The organism is Halomonas halocynthiae DSM 14573 (assembly GCF_000425725.1).
GTDB lineage: Bacteria > Pseudomonadota > Gammaproteobacteria > Pseudomonadales > Halomonadaceae > Halomonas > Halomonas halocynthiae.
The window spans coordinates 469,937-492,582 of the sequence record NZ_KE384439.1; the positions used below are offsets into that span (position 1 = coordinate 469,937).

Below are 22,646 nucleotides of genomic sequence, written 5' to 3' on the forward strand. Positions count from 1 at the left end.
TGACTAAAGCGTCATGGCGGCCAACCAACCGAAAGCAATCAGCGGAATGTTGTAGTGCAAGAAGGTGGGTACCACGCTGTCCCAAATATGGTCATGCTGACCATCAGCGTTAAGGCCTGCGGTTGGGCCTAGAGTTGAATCAGAGGCAGGAGAGCCTGCATCGCCCAAGGCTGCTGCGGCACCCACCAGTGCGATAGTGGCCATCGGAGAGAAATCAAAGCCGATTGCCAGAGGGACGTATAACGAAGCGATAATCGGAATTGTCGAAAAAGACGAGCCGATACCCATGGTAATAAATAAGCCCACTAATAGCATAATTAATGCTGCCAAGCCTTTGTTATCGCCAATCAGGTCAGTGGAGCTGGTCACTAAGGTTTCAACTTCTCCGCTAGCTTGCATTACGCTGGCGAAACCCGCCGCTGCGATCATGATGAAACCCACTAACGTCATCATCTGCATGCCTTCAGTGAAAATGTTGTCTTGCTCGTGCCAGCGGAATACACCGCTAACTGACAGTAACGCAAAACCAAATAAACCGCCCAAAATCATTGAGCCACTGAATAATTGCACGGCAACGGTACCCAGCAGTGAAATGGCAATCATGCCCATTTGCCAAGACTTGAGGGTGCGCGTGGTTTCAGTCGGAGGTTGAGCCCCATGAGCTAGCTCTCGGTCCTCATAATGACGCTTACGGCGATAGCTGAAAAATACGGCAGTAATCAGTCCTAGCGCCATGCCACCGATGGGTACCAGCATTGCTAAGGGCACCATGCCAGCAGTGACGTTCAGGCCAAACTCGGCACCATTTTTGTTAATGTTGGCAAGTAGAATATCGTTAAGAAAAATAGAGCCAAAACCGACAGGTAATAACATATAAGGCGCAGTAATGCCGAAGGTGATAACACAGGCCACGGCACGGCGGTCTAGTTCAAGATGATTCATCAGTTTAAGAAGCGGTGGCACCAGCACTGGAATAAAGGCGATGTGCACTGGAATCAGGTTCTGAGAGCTCACGGCAAAAGCCAGTAAGACGCCAAGCAGAGTAAGAATGATTAGGCGGCGGTTGGGGTTACCTTCATCGAGATGTAGCCCTGCAATAGCGCGTTTAGAGAGCAGTTGAGTGATACCAGAACGTGACAGTGCAACCGCAAAGGCACCCAGTACAGCGTACGAAATAGCAACGGTAGCACCATTACCCAGTCCGCTTTCAAAAGCACTCATGATCTCGCTAACCGGCATCCCGGCGTAGAGGCCGCCCACCAAGCTGGCGGCTATCAGCGCAAAAACCACAGAAACCCGAGCAAGACTCAGGGTAACCATCACCAGGATGGCCAATACGACAGCATTCATTTCAATCAAGCCCCTAACAGGATGGTAAGACAAACAAAACCGCGCGATTTCCAGCCAGAAGGAAGTCGCGCGGCCGATAGTGGTGTTGGAACACCTACGCTATTTTGCGCCAGCATAGCCTGATATGTCGAATGGCTAAATCATTAGGCGGCTTCAACTTGCGCCTTCACCTTCTTGACGATATGCGCACCGATTGGCAGGGCGGATGTCGCTGCAGGCGAGGGAGCGTTTCCAACATTGATAGTGCGTGGGGTATTGACGAACAGGAAGTCGTCCACCAGCTTGCCATCGCGAGAGACTGCTTGGGCGCGTACGCCTGCCGGGTAGGGAGTGAGGTCGTCCTGCGTCAGGCTCGGGCAATATTTACGTACCAGTTCCAAGTAGCCTTTTTTGTACAGCGAGTTTTTCATTTCAACGAGACCCGGCTTCAAGTTCGCTTTCAACACTTTGAGAATGCCTGGGTTAGTCAACATGCCAGCCAAGTCGCGTGGCGACACATCACGTCGACGGTAGCCTTCGCGCTTAAGTGCCAGTACAGCGTTGGGGCCAACAGTGACAGTGCCGTCAATCATGCGTGTCAGGTGTACACCAAGGAATGGCATCGACGGATCGGGAATCGGGTAAATCAAATGGTTAACGATTTGGTTGTGCTGTTCTGGCAATAAGTAATACTCGCCACGGAATGGGCAAATAGTAAAGCCAGGGTCTTTGCCTAACATACGTACAACTCTGTCAGCCATCAGCCCCGAACAGGATACCAAGTAGCGGCTAGTAAATTCGCCTTGACTGGTACTCACTATCACTTCCTGCCGGCGCTCATCAATACCGGTAACTTCCGTAGAATAGCGAATCTCCCCACCCATACGTTCGAACTCAGTCGCCATGGCACGAGTGACGGCAGAGTAATCGACGATACCGCTAGAGGGAACCAAAATACCGCCAGTTCCCGTAATATTCGGTTCGCGCTCACGTAACGCATCAGCACTGAGCCACTCACGCTCTAGTCCGTTAGCCTCTGTACGCTCCCACAGCGCCTGCATCCGTTGCATTTCTAGGTCGCTGGTGGCGACCAGCAACTTGCCACAGATGTCATAAGCGACACCGTGAGCATCACAGAACTCCCGAGTAGCAAGGTTTCCCGCCAGGCAGAACTGAGCCTTGAGGCTACCTGGTGTGTAATAAACGCCAGCATGAATTACACCGCTATTGTGGCCTGTTTGATGATGCGCGGGCCCCGTTTCCTTTTCTACCAGCAGCATGCGGCGATCAGGATAGTTCTGCTTGAGCTGCATGGCGGTAGACATCCCCAGGATGCCGCCGCCAATGATGATGAAGTCGTACATCGGCTGCCTTTAGGTGCTGGGTAGAGGGGTTAATTTATTAGATAATTTCTTGGGTAGAATGGCCAAATGATACGTACCACCCTCAAAAGTGCGGCACGTATCATGGCATATTTACAGCACTGTCGCTGCTAACATCAGGCTTGACTAGGGTTACGTAACGTACTGGCATAGGTGAAATAACCACGCTGGCGCATCAGCTCACGGCGAAGATCAGGATGCGCCGTGAAGCGATCGCGGCCGTGTAACCAGAAGTGGTTATTAATCAGTAGGAAGCTACCCACAGGGTTTGGCACTGACAGAATCGCTGAGCTGCTCTCCAGTGACTCTGAAAGGTCTGTCAGCCAATTGCCTTCTTCAAAATCTTTGGGCTGCACAAACTGATCAATGTAGGCCATGATCGGCTGGCCGTTGACATCAACATCAAACACCGCGTGATAAACGTCTTTTGTTACATTCTTACTCGGCGGAACACTCCAGCGCATTGGGCGATGCGCCAGCGGATGACGGTAGAAGCGCTCTAGGTCCTCCCAGTCGTCCAGATGGAGGAGTAGCGAGTTTCCGCCCTCCATGTTCTGTTCATCGATCTTCATCATCAGAACGTAGTCGGTATCTTGCTCGACAAAGGTGCCATCGTTATGGAGTTCCATAACGCGGTGTGGTTGACGTAAATAACTGTCTGAGTTATCTACGTTCTTGACCACGAAACGTGCATAATACTCACCACTCATCGCATCAAAGTTGGAGCGGCCCATCAAGTGCGCTACAGCGGTTGCCACTTTAACCATGTCATCGGCTTGCTCAACGCTATTCAGCCCTTCAGGAACGACCTGAAAACCACCTGTTTTACGATCCACCAACGTGTTGATCAGTACCGCTTGCAGCGTGTTATCGCACAGGTCATCAAGAATTTTTGCGACCCGGAAACGCAACATTGATTTGTACTCAAGCGCTTGTACCGGCCACTCAGCCACTGCTTCAAGAAACGCCTTAACGACCGAGCTGCTGATAGTTAGCTGTAACAGGCGATCAGAATGCGCTGATGGTGCCAATGTAAAACCTTGAATATTGGCAGGCAGCGGCATAGCGGTTTCAGGAAGCTGGGTCAAAACGGTCATGTGGGGAGACTCCATCGATGTTCAGGGTTGTTGTGTTAAAAATATCTACATTTTTATCTTTCGTCAATATTAAGCAGGGTATCCGATGGTAGTGGCTATGAAAAAAACAACAATGAAGCACAAAGGCGTTGTGGCTGCGATCATTGGATGGCTTGGGTTGCTTGCTACCACTCTGGCGGCGATGGCTTTCTTTGAACGGCAGCAGCTGTTTATGGAGTTACAGAGCGAGGCAGCCATCCTGTATCGCCAAGCTTCGCAGAGGGCTGATCAACATGATGCGCATCTTACTTCGCTGTCTGCGATTGCTGTGGCAGAAAAGGGCAATCAGCAGGGGGTGTTTCTCAACGTTGCTGATACCATCCGGCGTTTCTATCCTCGTATCACGGCTATTAATTTAGTACCGCTGGATCGTGCTGATGCTGACCTGACGACCCAATCAGGCCAGTTTTTTGAAACAGTTATTGCTGCTGCAAACGCATCCAGGGGCGAGTTGATGTTGCGTGCTCTGCCACAGGCAAACGGCCAGTATCTTGCAATTAAGCGCAGCCCTAATACTACTGAGGCGCGTTACGGGTTGGCGATTAGCGTCGATGCAGAACGATTGCTAGCTTCTGATAACGACTTCTGGGCGCGGCCATCAGTGACACGCAGTTTGCGCTTGCCAGACGGCACTTTGCTAATTGGAGAGGGAAGTCGCTCGGCTGCGATATCGTTTCGTCATGCGTTGAGTAGTGGGTCACAGCCGTTGCTCTTTGAAGCGGGTATTTCCCCCAGTCTCACTGATTTCTTACCGGCTGATCGCACATTACTTGTTGCACTCGGGATGACATTATTTTACCTGCTAGCCCTTCTTGGCTGGCGACAGCTTGTGCGAACACGCCGAGCAGAACAGCAAGCGCAGCTAAGTGCGAGTGAAGCGCAGCTGGCTCATGCCACCCGCGTTAATGCGCTTGGGGAAATGGCTAGTGGTATGGCACACGAGTTAACTCAACCACTCACTGCAATCCTGAGCCAAGCACAGGCCGGACGGCATCTGGCACGACGTGGTGACATGGGGGGCTCGGAGGAGAGTTTTTCTCGAATTGTGGAGCAGGCCAAGCGTGCCGCCGCAATTCTTGACCGGTTGCGCGACTGGACGCAGCCGCATGCTGAGCGGGCTGAACTTGTGCCCCTCAACAAAGCAATAGAGAACGTTGAGGCGTTATTGCATCGTGAGCTAGAAATGCGTGGCGTGAGCCTGATGACGGATCTTGCTCACACACAGGGGGTATCACTTTATCTTGACCGGATTGCACTAGAGCAAATTATTTTCAACTTGACCCGAAATGCGGTCGAGGCCGCTGAGAACAGCCCTGAGGCCCGTGTAATGATTCTCAGCGCGATGACTAAAACCCGTATTATGCTTGAAATCATTGATAGTGGGTCGGGCGTGCCTGATGCCATTCGTGCGCGGATATTTGAGCCGTTTGTTACGGGAAAAGTTGATGGTACTGGGCTGGGGTTGGCACTGTGCCAACGGCTGGCAGAGCACATGGGCGGCGAGCTAAGCCTGATCGAGGACCGTCCAGAAACAGTCTTTTGCCTCTGGCTGCCTCGCTGTGTAGAGAAAAATAAGGAATCATTGAAATGAGCCCTCCAGTCTACTTGGTTGACGATGATGAAGCCGTGCGTGATGGGCTGTCACTGTTGTTACGCACGGTCGGCCTCAAGGTGTACAGCTTTGCAACACCTCATGATTTTTTGGCCTCTGTGGGCACACTTGAGCCAGGCTGTTTAATTCTGGATATCAGGATGCCGCAACTCTCTGGTCTGAAGCTTCAGGAAACCTTAGATGATCAGCAGGTTAACTGGCCAACTATCGTCATTTCAGGCCATGGCGATATTCAGGCGTGTCGTCGTGCTTTTCGCAACGGTGCCATCGACTTTTTGTCGAAGCCCGTAGATGAGCAGGAGTTAATTGATGCGATTCAAAGAGGTCATGCCGAGCTGGAGGTGTATAAACGCGAAGCCTCGGAAGCAGATGAAGCGCGTAGCGTGCTTGCACAGTTAAGCGAGCGAGAAACTCAGGTTCTGGAAATGGTGGTGAAAGGGCTGACCACACGCGAGATTGCTGATGTACTTTTATTATCACCCCGCACCGTAGATAGCCATCGCGCGGCTATTGGCGCAAAGGCGGGAACGCGTTCAACAGCGGAATTGACACGCTTATGGCTTGATTCAGGGCGAGTCAGTAGAACTACGGATCGTGCTGCAAAACCTACGAATACTCGATAGTCATTCTTATGTGTAGTATAGCCTTGGGATTGTAAATAAATGATTAAATCAAGGAGAAACACATGATTCGTAAACTGACTCTAGCTGCTGCATTACTTCTTCCTATTACCGTTGCTGCCCAAGACCTGCCGACAACTCCTTATCTACCTCTCAGCATGGCGCAAGACGCAGCGCAAACGGCATTAAATGCCTGCTCCGCCGAAGGCCACAATGTCAGCGTAGCAATTGTTGCCCGCAGCGGTGAAACCAACGTGCTGTTACGTGCGGATAATGCCGGCCCGCATACGGTAGGCAGCAGCACAGGTAAGGCCTTCACGTCAGCTAGCATGGGGCGTGATACGGCTGGCATAGCCAATTTTATTGGGAGTAATCTAGCTAATGATGGAATGCGCGACATGGATGACCGGATGGTAATTCAGGCAGGTGGCCTGCCAATTCGTGTTGGTGGTGCATTGGTGGGCGGTATCGGTGTCGGTGGTGCGCCTTCAGGTGATATCGACGCCTCTTGTGCTCGTGCCGGTCTCGACGCAATCGGCGCTGACTGAGTTTATGTCTCCGTGTCGTCGGCTCCTTATTCTGGAGCCGACTTTTTATTTCCTTCGTGTTTTCCCTGGTATTTTTAATGTGTTACTGAAAGAACCGTGAATGTATAGACGGGCGAGTTGGCAGCAGTTTTCGAGCGGGTGCTTTTGCTGAATCTAGCGTGACCATATCAAGAGCGGTGCTAAGCTGTTGGTCACTATAGAAGCCTGAGCGATAGCCAATCAGCATCGCACGGTCTAATAAATCTCCATTTCCATAAGGCCACCACGCATCGCCAAGAAAGCTCTTATCAAGATGAATGTGATCATCTACGAAAGGAGGAAGAACAACTAACCCATCAGGATCGATGCGTTTGGCGCTAGTAGCAACCACATCGACCGGAACAAAATACCCATCACGCATGGCAAGATCATTACGTTTGCCGCTAGCAGTCAGTGCACGAGTGTATAAATAATCAGTCATTGCGCACCTGCCTGTTCAAGTATGTCCACAATCTCAGCATACCTACGCTGTTGCGCATGCTGGAGTGGCGTGAATCCCTGGTTGTCGGCGAGGTTAACATCGGCACCTGCATTAACCAGCAGCCTGACAATTTCGATATGATGCAGTCCACCATCACCGAGGATGATGGCTTCAAGTAATGCCGTCCAGCCTAGGTTATTGACGTGATCAATATCGGAGCCCGCCTTGATCAAGGTTCGAACCGTTTCTACATGGCCCCGCTCTGCTGCTGGGATTAATGCTGTGCCACCATAGCGATTCGTGCTTTCCAGATCGGCACCATGAGAGAGTGTCATCTGCAATATTTCTCGATGTCCTCGTGCCCCCGCATAAAGGTAGGGGCTATCGTTGATGTCATCTTTGGCATTGACATCAGCTCCCGCCTCGATCAGTAAGCGCGCGGCCTCGACTTGGTTGGCGTGAGTTGCAGCAAGTAGTGCTGTTCGCCCGCGGGCATCTCTTGCATCAAGCGGGGCACCAGCAGTGATCATTTCCTGCACGGTAGCCACCTTGCCGCTTTCAGCAGCAAGAATCATCAAGGGATTAGCCTGTCCGCCAAGGCAGAAGGAGGTTGTCAAAATCAGTAGTCCTGTGAGAAGGGGGAGGGTAAAGAGTGTCATTAAACGGTTGCGCATAACGTTCTCCTGTTTTTCCTATGAGTAATACTGGACAAACAGATCATTTGGAAATTAAATATTTGAATGAAAATAAGTGCGAAAACAACAAGCTGAGCCGGAAACTCCTTTTGTGCGTGAGATCACTCAGATACTTGCGGATGCCGTTGGGCGGTAAGTGCTTAACAAGGGCCTGAGTCACGCTTTGAAGATCAACGAGTAGAAGACGATGTCATTAGTTAATGATTTGCGGTTGCAAAGTCCTTCTACGGCACGTAATCGTGCACCAATTCTCGCCGTGCTGCGTGAGTATCTGCCAGCCAATGCTTATGTCTTAGAACTTGCCAGTGGTAGTGGTGAGCATGGTGTGTATTTCACCCAAGAGATGCCCGGCTGGCAGTGGCAGCCCAGTGATACTGAGCCAAAAGCACTGGCTTCTATTGATGCATGGAGGCGCCACAGGCAACAACAACGGCCAAAAAGTAAACCGAGTGATAACCTTCTTGTGCCACTTGCACTTGATGTAACGGCTTCTTGGTCTGATGAGTGGGGCTCCACTGCGTTTGACGCTATCGTAGCTATCAACCTGATTCATATTTCACCCTGGCAGGTAACACAGGCGTTGATGGCGCAAGCAGGGAAGCGCCTCAATAGTCATGGTGTGTTATTTCTTTATGGGCCGTATCGGCGTCAAGGGCAGCATACTGCGCCTAGTAATCAGGCCTTCGATGCCGATCTGCAGGCACGGAATTCTACCTGGGGCGTGCGTGACCTGGAGAGCGTTGAAGCCGAGGCTGCAGCAAACGGCCTGGTACTTGATCAGGTGGTTGAGATGCCAGCCAACAATTTGAGCGTAGTTTTTCGCCGTCAGCCCAGCTAGCCTCGGTCAATTGATATGGGGTTAGCGCTTTTTTGGAATTTCACCAGGGGTACGGTATTCAACGCCTTGGCTCTGGCGCTCACTTTCAGTGAGTGTTTCATCTTCGGTTGGTACTCCCCATACGGTTTCTTTTCTGCCATCTTCCCAAGTATAGGTAGTACAGCCTGATAGCATGAGAAGAGACAGCAGGGCTATCACAGAGGTTTTCAGCAGGCGGCGAGGGGGATTTTGCATGGTGTGCTCCTTGGAGGGCAGCATAGAAAAAACATGGACAAAGCGTCGGTGAAATATGGTCATGCGTCCTGGCTGGCCTCGCGAGGGCGAAAGTGCTCGTCTAGCTCAGGATCTTCTCGGCATAGCTGTTCGCTGGGTCCTCCAGGCACTGGATCAATACCACCTTCGCAACTGGGATGGCAGCTAACAATACGCTTCACAGCAAGCCAGCCGCCACGCCAAGGGCCATGGACCTGCAAGGCTTCTACAGCATAATGAGAACAGCTAGGCCAATAGCGACAGCGTGGGCCCAATAATGGACTGATAACCCATTGATACAGACGGATCAGGCCGATGAAAACGCTGGCAATCACACGCTTAAGCCAATGAGCAGGGCGTAAATACCAAGCCGTCATAGGTGTTTCATTTTCCGCCATAAAGCGTAGCCGGATCAACCAGTGGTGCGCTGGTAATACGTGCGCCACTGACTTGTAGGTCAATATAAAAGCAGCTTCGCCGCCCTGTGTGGCAGGCAGGCCCCGTTTGATTGACTTGCAACAGTAGTGTGTCGCCGTCACAGTCCAGTGCTGCACTGATCAGATGCTGCTGCTGGCCTGAGGTTTCCCCTTTGCGCCACGGTTTGTTGCGTGAGCGCGACCAGTAACAAACTCGGCCGGTGCGCAAGGTTTCTTCCAGCGTGTCGCGGTTCATCCAAGCCATCATTAGCACTTCACCACTGTCGTGTTGCTGAGCGATGGCAGGGAGTAAGCCATCGGCATTGAAAAGGGCAGCATCCAAGATATCAGCGAGTGTAACGTTTTCGTCAGGTAGTGCGCTTTCCAGCGCTTTGAAGCTGAGAGTCATAGTTGACCAAGAAACAAAGGATTAGACCGCTATCTTACGCACCCGACAACAAGCAAGCCACCTCGTATGTCGCGGCGTTAGCCGCCTAAATCGAGGCAGTGGTTTTCGACAGACCAGGTATGTCAGGCTGGCTGCGCGCAAAGTGCTGCTGACAAAATGCCACCCTTTGCTGTGTATCAAGCTCGTCAGGCTGCTTTTCAATGAGGTCTAGGCGAGGGCGCAGGCCTTCACCATTGGCCATTTGGATAGCAAGACCTGGACGTGCATTGAGCTCAAGAAGCATCGGGCCTAGCTCGCGATCCAACACCATATCCGTTCCTAAATAGCCCAGGCCGGTGACTTCATAGCAACTGGCAGCAAGCGTTAACAGGGTCTCCCAGCCACTAATATGTAAACTGGCCAACTCGTGCTCGGTGTCAGGATGGTGGGCGATGGCTCTGTCGTATTGGACACCGCGCAAGGCTTTTCCCGTCGCAATGTCTATTCCCACCCCAACAGCTCCCTGGTGCAGGTTTGCCTTGCCATCTGACGCGGCGGTCGATAAGCGAACCATAGCCATCACAGGGTAACCTTTAAAAACAATCACACGGATATCGGGCACACCTTCATAGGTGTATTTGTCAAAACGCTCATCAAAATTGATTAGCGCCTCTATAACGGCCACATCCGGTGAGCCGCCCAGTGAGTATAGCCCAGAAAGTATGTTAGAGACGTGACGCTCTACGTCATCAATACTCAGCGATTGCCCGCTGGGTTTGAGGTAGCGATCACCGCTGACCTCATTAACGATCAGAATGCCCTTGCCGCCGCTTCCTTTGGCAGGCTTGATGACAAAGCCTTGATGACCACTCAAAATACGATGCAATTGCTTGATGCCAAACTGTGTGGCAATAGTACCAATCAGTGCTGGTGTCGCAATGCCATGCTGCTCAGCCAGTAGTTTGGTTTTTAATTTGTCATCAACCAGCGGATATAAAGAGCGCGAATTGTAACGCCCAATATAGCGAATGTTACGACGGTTCATGCCCACGATGCCTTTGGCACGCAAACGCCCTGGCGTAGTCCACATGGCTTAGTCCTCAGTCGCAGGTTTGAAGCGGCGCAGCTCCAGCAAACGATATCCCGTGTAATTGCCAAGCATCAGAATTAACCCCATCAGGATTAGCTGCACACCAATGAAGTTAAAAGTGATGTAGCGAATAATCGCATTATTCATGGCGAGATACGCCAGCACTGCTGTCAGCAAACTGCCGCCCCCTTGAATCAGCACTTCCTTGGGGCCTTCTTCTTCCCAGAGTATCGACATCCGTTCAATAGTCCACGCGAGAATGATCATCGGGAAGAAAGTAATCTGCAGCCCAGCGTTAAGCCCAAAACGATACGCTAGCACGGAAAATACCGCGATAATTGCAATCACCGTAATAATGACTGCCGAGACTCGGGCGACCAGCAACAGGTTTAGGTAAGAAAGATAATTACGAATAACCAGGCCGACAGCAACAACGAGCAGAAAGCCAATGACACCTGTCAGAAGTGACGTTTGAATAAACGCTAAAGCAATTAGCACCGGCATGAACGTACCAGACGTTTTAACGCCAATTAGTACGCGCAACAATACGACCATCAAAGCCCCGACGGGAAGCAGCAGTATCGTTTGAAACAGCGCTTGTTCTTCAAGGGGTAAGCTGTGAATTGAGAAGTTTAGCAGGGTCTCAGAGCCCGCCTGCTGAGATCGAACCGCTGCTTTAGCTGGTTGGTTGCGAGACAGCATTGAGAAGCTGACTCGTGAGCGTGAGCCGCCTTCAACGTCCAACACCGACTGACCGTTATTTTCCCACAATAACAAGTTGTCAGGTTTGCCCATTGCACCACTTTTCGGATCAAAAAGTGTTCTTGAGTTATCGTGATAGACCTGAATCCAGGTTGTCAGTGGCTGCCTGCGCCGCCCATGTTCGAGTGGTAAGGCGCTGACTTCCTGTGCGACAACACCCGCCTGGTTTAGCAACTTCACCAAAAGGGGGACACGATCAAACTGCGTCAATAACAGCCGCGTATTTTCGCCTAGACGGTCGGCATTAACGTTCTGAATAAGCTCACGAGTAAAGCTGATGTCATCGGCACTCTGTGCCCAAGCACGTTGGATTACCTCAGCAGCAGCGGTGTCGTAAGGCGGCTCCCAAGCCACTGAGGGCAAGGTTTTGAGCGACTCTTGCTCGATTGAAGTGGCCTGAGGAGCCACCATAACCTGTGCGCTATAAAACAGCTGTTGGCTACCCTCTACGTCACGAGCTGCCCATTGGGCACGACGTCCCCGTGAATCATCAGAAAAATGCAGGCCATAGCCCGGTGAGGCGGTATGTTCGGTAAGTACCCGGTAGCCTTCTTGGGTTGACGGTAATGCCAAATCCACACTGGCTGGGCCACCATCAGCAATAAAATTAACTTGTGCTTCAATTTCCCAGACTTGGCGTTGCTCACCTGGTAACCACGGCACGTCAAACTCGATATGCCGATGCACGCTCATTCCAATGCCGACCAGAAAGAGTAGGGCGACAACCAAATAAAAGGGGAGTCGTGACATGGGGCATCCTTGTTACAGTCAGAAGCGACACAATTGCTTACTGTCAACCTGTGCTCAGGCAGTGCAACCATGCCAGTGTTAAGGCGTTATTCAGCCGCGTTTTTAGCATTGCTGTCGTTAGAAGATTACTGCTCTGTCTCATCAGCCTGCTGTGTGAAAACGGGCTGGTCATGAACATGCTGACGCGCAACATCAACGATGGCGATATCTAACAGAAAGCGTCGTCCAAGCAGGGCCGGAAACTCAAGGTGAGTCCGATCGGTCAGAGTAAACTCAATATGCTGGCGGATGGTGCCGAGGGTCATCAGTAACTTAATAACTGGGCGTGATGCCTCGCCAGTTGCCTGAATGATTTTAACTCGTCGCACTACCGGTGCTTCTATCCAGTCATTCCTTACTGCCTCAGTTGCCTGGTCTTTATCATCAAGGCCTAGTTTAAAGCGCACCCAGTTTTCGCCATCACGTTCAAACGGAGTGATGTCACGAGCACTCAGCGATGAGGTGTTAGCACCGGTATCAATGCGAGCTTCCAAATAGGTGCCAACGGTTGGCAGGCCAATCCATTCATTACGCCCTAAAACGGTTTTTCCTTCACCTAAGTCGACAGCCTGGGGACAGCTTTGTTGATTCTTTTCAATCACCTGTTTTTTATTATTTTTTGCAAGCAGGGTAATGTCATTACGCATGTTCCGGACTTGCTGGCTAAGCTCGGTAACGTTTTGACTGATTACGGCAGGGTCGCGCTGTGCAATCAACGAAGACAGATTGCTACCGCATTGAGTAGAAAGCATATTTTCTAGCTGATCCATGCGAGCCGTAAATTCTGGTGAGGTCACGGGAGGTGGTGGCACGTCAGCGGGCGGCTTATTAAGCTGAGCACAGCCGCCAAGCACTGACAGGCCTGTCATCAGGAATACCACCAACGATGGGCGAGTCAACATGCGTTTACATCCTTGTGAAAGGCTTTTGATAATGGCAAACAAAACGAGTATGACAAAAGGCCAGAAAAACTCGCCAGGTCGTATACCAACATACGTGCGGCTACGATAATAAGGAGCATACTGACGACTGTCCATTAGCTAGCATTGCTGTGACAGCTTGCGTCGGTGTAAAAAAGTGCTGCCGGACTATCGACTGCGGCGTGTAAGGAAGGATGCCACCAGCAAAACAATACCCAGCGCAGCAAGAATGAAGGCGAGGGGGAGAAAAAAACTTTCCTGAAGCACGCCAGTCTCGTCGATATCGCCATAAAAAAGTGTTTCGACCAGCCAGGAGAGCGCAGCTAACATCAAAGAGGTGACGCCGGAAATACGCAACCATTTTTTCATCTATACTTCCTCAAGTGAATATTAGTGAGTCTCATTGGGAGCAATACTTGCTGTCGCGATGGTTTCAGCATGGTTTCAGCAACGCGAGTGCGGTTGACCAGCTGGTGACGCCTATGACCCAATTTAACATAATATACATTATGCGAACTTAAGGGTTGGCATAATGTTCGATACTCAGATACCGCGACTGAGACCCGAAATATACGAATTGGTTCATGGCCCATAAATCTAAAAACCCCCTGGCATGCTATGACGTATGCTAGGGGGTTTTTAGCGTACTTGCTCAATGCTAAGGCATTATTTTACTCAACGGGCGCGTAAGAGCCATCGTCCCGATGCACTTCCTTTCCGCTCAAGCCTGGCGTGAATACACAGGCTAAATGCATGGTTTTATGCGCACGCAGCAAATGCTCATCATGCTGGTCGAGGATATAGATGTCGCCTGGCTTGATCGGCCAAATTTTACCATCAGCCAGGGTTTCAACTTCACCTTCACCTTCAATGCAGTACACCGCTTCGAAATGGTGTTTGTAATGAATGTGGGTTTCCGTGCCTTCAAAAATGCGGGTGATGTGGAATGAGCAGTTGCCGCCATCATCTGCCAACGACAGACGCGTGCTGTCCCAGTTGCCGTTTTCGGCTTTGACCAGGCGATCTGTCTGACGCGCTTCATCTAGATTACGAACAATCATGCGTTTCTCCGGTTAGCGGTTTACCATTTATTCATCAATAAGCTGCCCCTGATCACTTTCCAGGGGCAGCTATAAATAGGTTTCTTTAATATCAGGTTATGTCTGTCAGCGCTTCTTTTGTGCTGGTTTCGAGTATCTCTAGCGCTTGGCTCAGGTCTTCATCAGAAATTGTTAGAGGACACAAGCACTTAACAACCTCACCATCATGGCCACTGGTTTCAATCACCAAGCCATTCTCAAAAGCACGCTGAGTGATTTTGTCAGCAATTTCGCCAGTGCCGACATCAATTCCACGCATCATCCCGCGACCACGCTCAGAGGCGTCGATGCCCTGCTCACTGATCCATGTGGCAATGGAGGCGAAGCGTTCTGCGATGAGGTTTCCTTTACGCTGGACTTCGCGCTCAAAACTATCATCTTGCCAATACGTGCGGAGCGCAGCAGCAGCGGTTGTGAATGCCATGGCAAAGCCTCGGAAGGTACCGTTGTACTGCCCTGGTTCCCAAACATCGAGTTCTCGACGCATTAACACTTGTGAAAACGGTAGACCCAGCCCAGAGAGTGACTTGGAATTGGTCACAATATCGGGCACAACATCTGCATGCTCAAAGCTGAAAAATTTTCCGGTTCGACCACAGCCCGCCTGAATATCATCGATGATCAATAAAATATCGTGAGCACGGCAAATCCGCTCTAGCCGTTTCAGCCAGTCGGTATGACAAACGTTGATTCCGCCCTCGCCTTGCACTGTCTCAACAATCACGCCGGCAGGTATATCCAGCCCACTGGAGTTGTCGCCCAACAGCTTTTCAAAATAGTCTAGGGTATTGGTATGGTCGCCCAAGTAACCATCATAAGGCAGAAAGCTCGCACCTATCGTTGGCACGCCCGTGGCTTCTCGAAACTTGCGATTGCCGGTTGTTGCTAATGCACCCATGGTGACACCATGAAACCCATTCGTGAAGGTAACAATGTTATGGCGACCCTTAACCTTGCGTGCTAAACGAATGGCTGCTTCAACCGCGTTAGTTCCAGTCGGCCCCGGGAACTGAACCTTATAATCCAGCCCACGTGGTTTTAGGATAATTTCTTCAAGCGCTTCAATATAGTCGCGTTTTGCTGTTGTCCAGAAGTCTAGACCGTGAATGATGTTGTCTTCTGATAGGTAATCGATTAGCGCCTTCTTAATCTCAGGGTTATTGTGACCGTAATTTAACGTGCCTGCCCCAGCCAGAAAGTCGATGTATTCCCTGCCGTCTTCATCGGTCAAGCGCGCATTTTTGGCCGTAGTGAATACGACTGGAAACGAGCGCGAATACGTACGGACGTTAGATTCCATATGTTCAAAAATCTGGGTCTGCATGTCGACCTCCATTAAATGTGTAGATTGAACCGGATAAATAGCCAGCGATACGCCAAATGCATCATCACGACTCGGTTAGCGGATGATGAGTGGCCAGGATCAAGCCTGAATAGTATTAAATGGACCGATGCGCACTAGGTTTTCAGGGTCGTGTTCCCCGCCAAGCTGATAGGTCGAGAAGTATTCGCGGCTATTTAGAGGGGCTTGCCAGCGCTGAGATAAGCGACGAAACAACGTCCATGATGCTTTGTTATCCGGTGTTATCGTCGTTTCCAGGTGATGCACCGAATCAAGTTCTGAGCGTGCCAGCACGGCCTCTACTAAACGACGCGCCAACCCAGTACCACGAGCTTTTTCACCTACGGCCACCTGCCAAAGAAAATAAGTATCGGGGGCACTATGCTTCACATAACCAGAAACGAACCCGACCACCTCGTCGCTTTCATTGGTGGCAACGGCGCAGGTATCGCGAAATTGAGTAGCTAGTAGCAAGTAGGCATAGGCTGAATTCACATCTAGTGGAGGGCAAGACTTTACCAGCTCATAGATGGCCCAGCCGTCATCTGGGTTGGGTTTGCGGATAAACAATGGGTTGGTGTTATGGCTAACGACTGTATCAGCCACGCTGGGCCTTGCCAGCTCGACAGAGGGGGTAAAAGGGTCTGTTGCTACATTCATGTGTCAGTTCGCTGTTGCGAAAGTCGACGTGCATCTTAACAGTCTGCTTTACATTTATCAAAGCTCGTATTATGCAAATAGGTAAAAGCCATAAATTAAAATTATGACATGTCGATGACAACGGCGTGATCAAGCAATCCGTTAACAGGCAGTAGCAGAGTGAGTTGTGAGCGTTTCACACTAACAAAAAGGCCACCCGCGGGTGGCCTGTCTAGTTGCTATGGCAAGTAATGTAGTGGCGAGCGATTTAGCAGCGCGTTGGCGTACGCATAGTAACGAACTCTTCTGCGCCTGTTGGGTGAATGCCCACGGTAAGGTCAAATTGAGCCTTGGTCAGGCCAGCGCGAACGGCGATGGCAATGCCTTGGATAACTTCTCCAGCTTCTTCACCCACCATATGTGCGCCAACCACCACATCACTCTCGTCATCAACGATAAGCTTCATTAAGCAGCGCTCTTCGCTTCCTGAGAGAGTGTGCTTCATGGGCCGAAAATCAGCGCTATAGACGCGAATAGCGTTGTAATGCTCACGCGCCGCTTCTTCAGAAAGCCCGACGGTACCAATGTTCGGATGACAGAAAACAGCGGTCGCGATATGAGCATAATCCAACGGTTCGACTGGCGTATCGCCATAGTGATGTGCCACCAAATGCATAGCTTCTTCCAGTGCAACTGGCGTTAACTCAGGGCCATCAATAATATCCCCTAAGGCAAGGATCGAAGGGATTGAGGTTTCAAAACGCTCATTAACAGCCAGCTTGCCGTTTTCTTGGGTAGCGACACCCAGCGTGCTTAATCCCAGCCCCTCAAGGTGCGGGCGACGGCCTGTAGCCGATAGCACGACATCAACCTCAAGGCTCTCGCCGTTTGTCAGGGTAACATTGAGTCCATTTTCTACTTTGTCGATACGCTCAATGTTTGCCTCGAAATGTAGGTTAACGCCCTTCTTTCCCATTTCCTGGCGAGTAAATTCACGCACTTCCTGGTCAAAGCCACGCAGAAACAGGTCGCCGCGGTAGACTAAATGCGACTCACTACCTAATCCGTTGAAAATACTAGCAAATTCAACGGCGATGTAACCTCCGCCCAATACCAGAAAGCGCTGCGGAAACGTTTCTAGATCAAAAACCTGGTTAGAGTTCAGTGTGTACTCACTACCTGGGAACTCTGGTGTCCATGGCCACCCGCCGACAGCTACCAGAATTTTTTCAGCCGTAATACGCTCATTACCCACTTGCACTTCATGCGCGCCTGTAACTGTTGCGCGCCCGTTGATTAGGCGTACATTGGCACCTTCAAGCAAGCGCCCGTAAATACCATTGAGCCGTTTGATTTCGCCTATCTTGTTGTCGCGCAGGGTCGCCCAGTTAAACTCTGGCGCAGCAGGAAGCGTCCAGCCAAACCCCACGGCATCGTCGAATGATTCATGAAAATGAGCCGCGTAGGAATACAGCTTCTTGGGCACACAACCTACGTTAACGCAAGTACCACCAAGATACCGATCCTCGGCAACAGCAACTTTGGCACCGCTGGCAGCAGCAGTACGTGCCGCACGAACGCCTCCTGAGCCTGCGCCAATAACAAATAGATCATAGTCGAACTGTGACACGGACAACTCCTGATTTGGGATCGCCCCTAGCAAGGGCTATAGTTAATAAGGGAATTATACCAGTCTGTAAACGCTGCAGGGAGACGTTCGCTACGCCACGTTAACAGCCAAGAGGTTGTTGACTCACTGCTGCTCGGGCGGTAAATAGAGGCGCGGATTTAAAAAAAGTTACTTTTTCCAGCTCGCCTCCCCTCCAAATCTGACTGGAACACAAAGGAGCCCCTAGTGAAATACGAAATTAAAAAATTGCTGGAAAATAACCGCGCTTGGGCAGACCAGAAGCGCCAAGAGGACCCTGACTACTTCGCTCGACTGGCCAGACAACAAGCGCCAGAATACCTGTGGATCGGTTGCTCAGACAGCCGTGTACCTGCCAACCAGATCATCGACCTTCCGCCTGGTGAAGTGTTTGTTCACCGCAATGTGGGTAACTTGATCCACGCGAATGATATGAATGCACTTTCTGTTGTGCAGTATGCCGTAGATGTGCTTAAAGTGCGCCATATCATGATCGTTGGTCATTACGGGTGCGGAGCCATCCATGCCGCCATGCTAGGCGGAGAATTCGGTATTGTGGATTATTGGCTGCACTCTGTTCGCGAGCTTTACAGTTTGCACCGTGCCGACCTCGAACACCTGTCCATGGCAGAGCAGGTTGATCGCATGTGTGAGCTGAATGCGATGGCTCAGGTCAACACCCTGTGCCGAACTAAAATTGTGCAGCGAGCCTGGCAGCGCGGCCAGAAATTGTCGGTACATGGCTGGACCTACGGGCTTGGTGATGGTCGCGTGACTGATCTGAAATGCAGTGTGCACGGACTCGATCAGGTAGCTAAGCTATATCGCATTGACCACCTGACCTCCCTAGATGACGATTGAAAATCGTCGCAGTTAGCAAAAAGCATATCCTTATTCTTTTGCTCACTGAATAACATTATGGTGAAGTGTATGCTTGAAAGCCGGAGATGTACTCCGGCTCAAGCGCTTAAAATATTGAATAAAAACTGCGAAGCAGGGAGTTGCACATGAAATTCAAGAAGACACTGTTAGCCAGTATGATTGGCACTGCAATTACTGCAGCCACCCTTTCGCCAGCGGCTATGGCTGAGACCACTCTGCGTATGGCATATGACGCTGATCCAGTTTCAATGGATATCCATGAGCAGCTTTCCGGTGGCATTCTGCAGTTGTCGCATATGTCCTTTGACCCCTTGGTACGCTGGACTAAAGATTTTGAATTCGAACCTCGCTTGGCTACGGAATGGGAGCAAGTTGACGATACGACCATGCGTATGACGGTACGTGACGGTGTTACCTTCCATAGCGGCAACCCTTTCACCGCAGAAGATGTGGTTTGGACTGTCGAGCGACTGAAACGCAGCCCTGATTTCAAGGCCATTTTTGAGCCTGTCGACAGTGTGACTGCTGTTGATGAGCATACCGTTGAGTTCCACACCAACGAGCCCTTCCCGCTACTGCTGAACTTAGCGACCTACATCTTCCCCATGGATAGTCAGTTCTATTCCGGTGAGACAGAAGATGGGGACGCAAAAGACGAAATTGTTAAAAACGGTAACTCCTTTGCTTCAACACATATATCAGGCACGGGTCCTTATGTGGTGACGGATCGACAGCAGGGAGTTCGTGTTAATTTCGAGCGGTTTGACGATTATTGGGACAGCGAATCTCCAGGTAACGTAGATAACATTGTACTGACCCCGATTAGTGAAAATGCCACCCGCATCGCTGCTTTGCTGTCTGGTGATGTAGATTTTATTGCCCCTGTGCCACCTAATGACTTAGACCGGGTGCGCAACGATGACGGCGTTGAGCTGGTCACTATGTCAGGCACGCGAATTATCCTGTTCCATATGGACCAGGAACGTGTTGATGCGTTTAAGGATGAGCGCGTACGTCAGGCGTTTGTTTACGCTATTAACCAAGAAGGTATCGCTGACCGATTGATGAAGGGGTTTGCAACACCCGCCGCACAAGCTTCGCCAGCAGGCTATGTGGGGCACCTCCCTGAACTTGAGCCGCGTTATGACCTAGAAAAAGCCAAACAGTTGATGGAAGAAGCCGGCTATGCTGACGGCTTTGAGATCAGCATGATGGCGCCTAACAACCGTTATGTGAACGATGCCAAGATTGCTCAGGCTGTTGCCGCCATGCTGGCAAAAATTAATGTGACGGTAGATCTAAAAACCCTGCCCAAGGCCCAGTATTGGGGAGAGTTCGATGATCGTAGTGCCGACATGATGATGATTGGCTGGCACTCAGACACCGAAGACTCAGCGAACTTCCATGAATACCTCTCTGCTTGCCCTGATGCAGCGACTGGTGCGGGTCAATACAATGCGGGTAATTACTGCAACCCAGAACTCGATGCCTTGGTGACACAGGCCAACCTGGAGATTGACTTAGCCAAGCGTGCCGAAATGCTGCAGCAGGTTGAGCAAGCCCTGTACGATGAAGCCGCGTATATCCCTCTACATTGGCAAGACCTGGCTTGGGCATCGGCGGCCAATTTTGATATTGAGCCGGTGCTGAATGTGATGAACTTCCCGTACTTGGGAGACTTGGTTATCACGCCTGACGATCAGTAAGTAAGCTACGGGTTGCCGGCCCTCGCACCCAGGGGCCGGTAGCTTTCTCACAAGTGTTCTCTCACATCTGACATCTACTACGTGAAGCTTACGGGACGTGACACATGATTGCTTTTTTAATCAAGCGTTTGTTTCATGCGCTGCTGGTGATGTTTGTCATCAGCCTGATCGCTTTCGCCATTCAAGATAATCTGGGTGACCCGGTTCAGCAGCTTGTCGGCCAGTCTGTACCAGAAAGTGAGCGAGATGCCTTGCGCGACGAGTTGGGACTAAATGATCCCTTCATAACCCAGTATTTACGTTTTGCCGGTAACGCCCTGCATTTCGATTTTGGTTATTCCTACGTATTCAATCAACCCACCACTGAAGTGATTCTGCGACATTTACCCGCCACGCTAGAACTCGTGGCAGCGACGACCGTGCTGATCATTCTGCTATCAGTACCTATTGGGGTTTACAGTGCGATTAAGCCCCGTGCCTGGTTATCGCGTTTTTTCATGGGTGTGTCGATCATCGGTATTTCTATACCGGTGTTCTTGACAGCTATTGTGCTGATTCAACTGTTTGCCATCGGTGTTAGTTGGACGCCCTTTCCGACAGATACTGGCTGGGGGCAGTGGTTGAATGACTTGGTGTCCACCAATGGCGGAATGCCAGCCTATGGCCGCGGTGATCCGGTGCACGTATTGGGCACTTGGTACACCAACTTTGCCAGCATTAAGGGGCTGAGCTATTTAATCCTGCCTGCGGTGTCTTTGGCATCAATCATGTTGCCGCTATTTATACGCCTGATCCGTGCGGAAATGCTGGAAGTCTTGCAGTCAGACTACATCAAATTTGCACGGGCTAAAGGTCTCTCGCCACAACGCATTTACTTTTTGCATGCGCTAAAAAATACCATGCTGCCGGTTATTACTGTGGGTGGCGTGCAAATTGGTACCCTAGTGGCCTACACCATTTTGACTGAAACTGTATTTCAGTGGCCTGGCGTGGGATTGATGTTTTTGAATGCCATTGAGCGCTCAGACATTCCATTAATTGTCACTTATCTCGTTATCGTCGGGCTAATATTTACTATTACCAACACCTTGGTTGATCTGATCTATGGCTTAGTCAACCCCACCGTCAAGCTGACAGGAAAACCCGCATGAGTAGCGCAACCTCTTCCCCGCCAAGCATACGGGAACGGCTGAACGACTCTTGGCTGTGGTACAGCTTCAAGCGCGATCCCGTTGCCCAATTGAGTCTGCTGGTTTTTATCTTTATGGTCGCGGCGGCTTTTTTAGCCCCCTGGATATCACCGGCAGATCCATATGACTTAGCCCAAATCGATATTATGGCATCAGAATTGCCACCATTTTGGGTAGATGGCAGCGAGCCGGACTACTTGTTGGGTACCGACTCTCAAGGGCGAGACATGCTGTCAACCATCTTGTATGGCACTCGGGTCTCGCTAATCATTGGCTTTGGAGCCGTTGCATTGCAAGCGGCATTAGGCGTCTGCTTTGGCCTGCTCGCGGGATATAAAGGTGGTAAAATTGATGCCTTCCTGATGCGCTTAGCCGATATTCAGCTGTCGTTCTCCACCTTAATGGTAGCCATTATTGTTGGTGCGTTATTCAAAGCAGTTTTTGGCGGTGTGACCTATAACACCTATGCCGTGCCTCTGTTAGTGTTAATTATCGGCCTAGCCGAATGGCCGCAGTATGCACGTACTGTACGTGCTTCGGTATTAGCAGAAAGAGGCAAGGAGTACGTTGACGCCGCGCGGGTTATGGGGCTGTCCAGCGTGCGCATCATGTTCCGTCATATTCTGCCCAATACGTTGTCACCCATTTTTGTTATTTCTACCGTTCAGGTGGCTAACGCCATTATTTCAGAAGCTGCACTCTCGTTTCTTGGCTTAGGCATGCCGGAAACTCAGCCATCGCTTGGCTCGTTGATCAAGTCAGGCTTCGATTATCTGCAGTCTGGCTCTTGGTGGATTACCTTGGTGCCGGGGCTTGTACTCGTTATCTTGGTACTCGTCATCAACCTGCTGGGCGACTGGCTGCGCGATGTCCTCAACCCGCGACTTTACAAGGGCTGACTC

General features: G+C 50.8%; 24 protein-coding genes. 8 read left to right on the forward strand and 16 right to left on the reverse strand.

The genetic code is table 11. The features are described 5' to 3' along the window. Window positions 1–3: 3 nt before the first annotated feature. The 3 genes from H616_RS0107795 to glaH all read right to left on the reverse strand — a co-directional run bounded on the left by H616_RS0107795 (window position 4) and on the right by glaH (window position 3,808). On the reverse strand, window positions 4–1,350 hold the full coding sequence (locus H616_RS0107795) for a Na+/H+ antiporter family protein (RefSeq protein ID WP_027966860.1): 1,347 nt from the start codon (window positions 1,348–1,350) through the stop codon (window positions 4–6). 143 nt (window positions 1,351–1,493) lie between these two features. After that, complete coding sequence (lhgO, locus tag H616_RS0107800) at window positions 1,494–2,693, reverse strand: L-2-hydroxyglutarate oxidase (protein WP_027966861.1); 1,200 nt, start codon at window positions 2,691–2,693, stop codon at window positions 1,494–1,496. Between the two features lie 134 nt (window positions 2,694–2,827). Further along, the gene (gene glaH, locus H616_RS0107805) at window positions 2,828–3,808 is read right to left on the reverse strand and encodes a glutarate dioxygenase GlaH (protein ID WP_027966862.1); all 981 of its coding nucleotides are present in this window, start codon (window positions 3,806–3,808) and stop codon (window positions 2,828–2,830) included. Between the two features lie 97 nt (window positions 3,809–3,905). Between glaH and H616_RS14490 the strand changes: the two genes are divergently transcribed. The 3 genes from H616_RS14490 (at window position 3,906) to H616_RS0107820 (ending at window position 6,627) form a co-directional block, all read left to right on the forward strand. Beyond that, a complete protein-coding gene (locus tag H616_RS14490; RefSeq protein WP_169516158.1) occupies window positions 3,906–5,438 on the forward strand; it encodes a sensor histidine kinase in 1,533 nt (510 codons plus the stop codon). Continuing rightward, window positions 5,435–6,082 carry a response regulator transcription factor gene (locus H616_RS14495; protein WP_051234086.1) on the forward strand — a complete coding sequence of 216 codons (648 nt, stop codon included), beginning with the start codon at window positions 5,435–5,437 and terminating at the stop codon, window positions 6,080–6,082. The genes H616_RS14490 and H616_RS14495 overlap by 4 nt, the downstream gene beginning before the upstream one ends. A 62-nt stretch (window positions 6,083–6,144) precedes the next feature. Then, on the forward strand, window positions 6,145–6,627 hold the full coding sequence (locus tag H616_RS0107820; protein ID WP_027966863.1) for a GlcG/HbpS family heme-binding protein: 483 nt from the start codon (window positions 6,145–6,147) through the stop codon (window positions 6,625–6,627). A gap of 82 nt (window positions 6,628–6,709) precedes the next feature. On the opposite strand, the gene H616_RS0107825 is transcribed toward H616_RS0107820, so the two are convergent. Together H616_RS0107825 and H616_RS0107830 are read right to left on the reverse strand one after the other, a co-directional pair. Beyond that, window positions 6,710–7,087: a hypothetical protein gene (locus tag H616_RS0107825; protein WP_027966864.1), complete on the reverse strand. Its 378-nt coding sequence runs from the start codon at window positions 7,085–7,087 to the stop codon at window positions 6,710–6,712. Continuing rightward, window positions 7,084–7,761, reverse strand: coding sequence for an ankyrin repeat domain-containing protein (locus H616_RS0107830; protein WP_027966865.1), 678 nt, complete (start codon window positions 7,759–7,761; stop codon window positions 7,084–7,086). Before H616_RS0107830 ends, H616_RS0107825 begins: the two co-directional genes overlap by 4 nt. Before the next feature lie 208 nt (window positions 7,762–7,969). On the opposite strand from H616_RS0107830, the gene H616_RS0107835 reads away from it, so the two are divergent. Further along, the gene (locus H616_RS0107835; RefSeq protein ID WP_027966866.1) at window positions 7,970–8,620 is read left to right on the forward strand and encodes a DUF938 domain-containing protein; all 651 of its coding nucleotides are present in this window, start codon (window positions 7,970–7,972) and stop codon (window positions 8,618–8,620) included. Between the two features lie 21 nt (window positions 8,621–8,641). On the opposite strand, the gene H616_RS0107840 is transcribed toward H616_RS0107835, so the two are convergent. From H616_RS0107840 to gorA, 11 genes are all read right to left on the reverse strand, one after another. Then, on the reverse strand, window positions 8,642–8,854 hold the full coding sequence (locus H616_RS0107840) for a hypothetical protein (protein ID WP_035572746.1): 213 nt from the start codon (window positions 8,852–8,854) through the stop codon (window positions 8,642–8,644). A gap of 59 nt (window positions 8,855–8,913) precedes the next feature. Next, window positions 8,914–9,249, reverse strand: a complete 336-nt coding sequence (yidD, locus tag H616_RS0107845; RefSeq protein WP_027966868.1) for a membrane protein insertion efficiency factor YidD — start codon at window positions 9,247–9,249, stop codon at window positions 8,914–8,916. A 7-nt stretch (window positions 9,250–9,256) separates the two neighbouring features. Then, entirely contained in the window at window positions 9,257–9,697 is a 441-nt protein-coding gene (gene hisI, locus H616_RS0107850; protein WP_027966869.1) for a phosphoribosyl-AMP cyclohydrolase, read from the reverse strand. A gap of 85 nt (window positions 9,698–9,782) precedes the next feature. Then, window positions 9,783–10,766, reverse strand: coding sequence for an alpha-L-glutamate ligase-like protein (locus tag H616_RS0107855; RefSeq protein WP_027966870.1), 984 nt, complete (start codon window positions 10,764–10,766; stop codon window positions 9,783–9,785). Window positions 10,767–10,769: 3 nt separating this feature from the next. After that, window positions 10,770–12,278: an inactive transglutaminase family protein gene (locus tag H616_RS0107860; protein WP_027966871.1), complete on the reverse strand. Its 1,509-nt coding sequence runs from the start codon at window positions 12,276–12,278 to the stop codon at window positions 10,770–10,772. A 125-nt stretch (window positions 12,279–12,403) separates the two neighbouring features. Then, the gene (locus tag H616_RS0107865; protein ID WP_027966872.1) at window positions 12,404–13,219 is read right to left on the reverse strand and encodes an ATP-dependent zinc protease family protein; all 816 of its coding nucleotides are present in this window, start codon (window positions 13,217–13,219) and stop codon (window positions 12,404–12,406) included. Between the two features lie 186 nt (window positions 13,220–13,405). Beyond that, complete coding sequence (locus tag H616_RS14500; RefSeq protein ID WP_035572747.1) at window positions 13,406–13,606, reverse strand: DUF3955 domain-containing protein; 201 nt, start codon at window positions 13,604–13,606, stop codon at window positions 13,406–13,408. Between the two features lie 302 nt (window positions 13,607–13,908). Beyond that, window positions 13,909–14,298 (reverse strand): ectoine synthase, encoded by a 390-nt coding sequence (locus tag H616_RS0107875; RefSeq protein ID WP_027966873.1) that lies wholly within the window; start codon window positions 14,296–14,298, stop codon window positions 13,909–13,911. A 91-nt stretch (window positions 14,299–14,389) separates the two neighbouring features. Beyond that, window positions 14,390–15,661, reverse strand: a complete 1,272-nt coding sequence (ectB, locus tag H616_RS0107880) for a diaminobutyrate--2-oxoglutarate transaminase (protein WP_027966874.1) — start codon at window positions 15,659–15,661, stop codon at window positions 14,390–14,392. Window positions 15,662–15,760: 99 nt separating this feature from the next. Next, window positions 15,761–16,339, reverse strand: coding sequence for a diaminobutyrate acetyltransferase (gene ectA, locus H616_RS0107885; RefSeq protein WP_027966875.1), 579 nt, complete (start codon window positions 16,337–16,339; stop codon window positions 15,761–15,763). 247 nt (window positions 16,340–16,586) lie between these two features. After that, window positions 16,587–17,948, reverse strand: coding sequence for a glutathione-disulfide reductase (gene gorA, locus H616_RS0107890; RefSeq protein WP_027966876.1), 1,362 nt, complete (start codon window positions 17,946–17,948; stop codon window positions 16,587–16,589). Window positions 17,949–18,173: 225 nt separating this feature from the next. On the opposite strand from gorA, the gene H616_RS0107895 reads away from it, so the two are divergent. From H616_RS0107895 to H616_RS0107910, 4 genes are all read left to right on the forward strand, one after another. Beyond that, window positions 18,174–18,827: a carbonic anhydrase gene (locus H616_RS0107895; protein ID WP_027966877.1), complete on the forward strand. Its 654-nt coding sequence runs from the start codon at window positions 18,174–18,176 to the stop codon at window positions 18,825–18,827. Between the two features lie 146 nt (window positions 18,828–18,973). Continuing rightward, on the forward strand, window positions 18,974–20,554 hold the full coding sequence (locus H616_RS0107900) for an ABC transporter substrate-binding protein (protein WP_027966878.1): 1,581 nt from the start codon (window positions 18,974–18,976) through the stop codon (window positions 20,552–20,554). Between the two features lie 104 nt (window positions 20,555–20,658). Further along, a complete protein-coding gene (locus tag H616_RS0107905) occupies window positions 20,659–21,705 on the forward strand; it encodes an ABC transporter permease (protein ID WP_027966879.1) in 1,047 nt (348 codons plus the stop codon). Next, window positions 21,702–22,643 (forward strand): ABC transporter permease, encoded by a 942-nt coding sequence (locus H616_RS0107910; protein ID WP_027966880.1) that lies wholly within the window; start codon window positions 21,702–21,704, stop codon window positions 22,641–22,643. The genes H616_RS0107905 and H616_RS0107910 overlap by 4 nt, the downstream gene beginning before the upstream one ends. Window positions 22,644–22,646 lie beyond the last annotated feature (3 nt).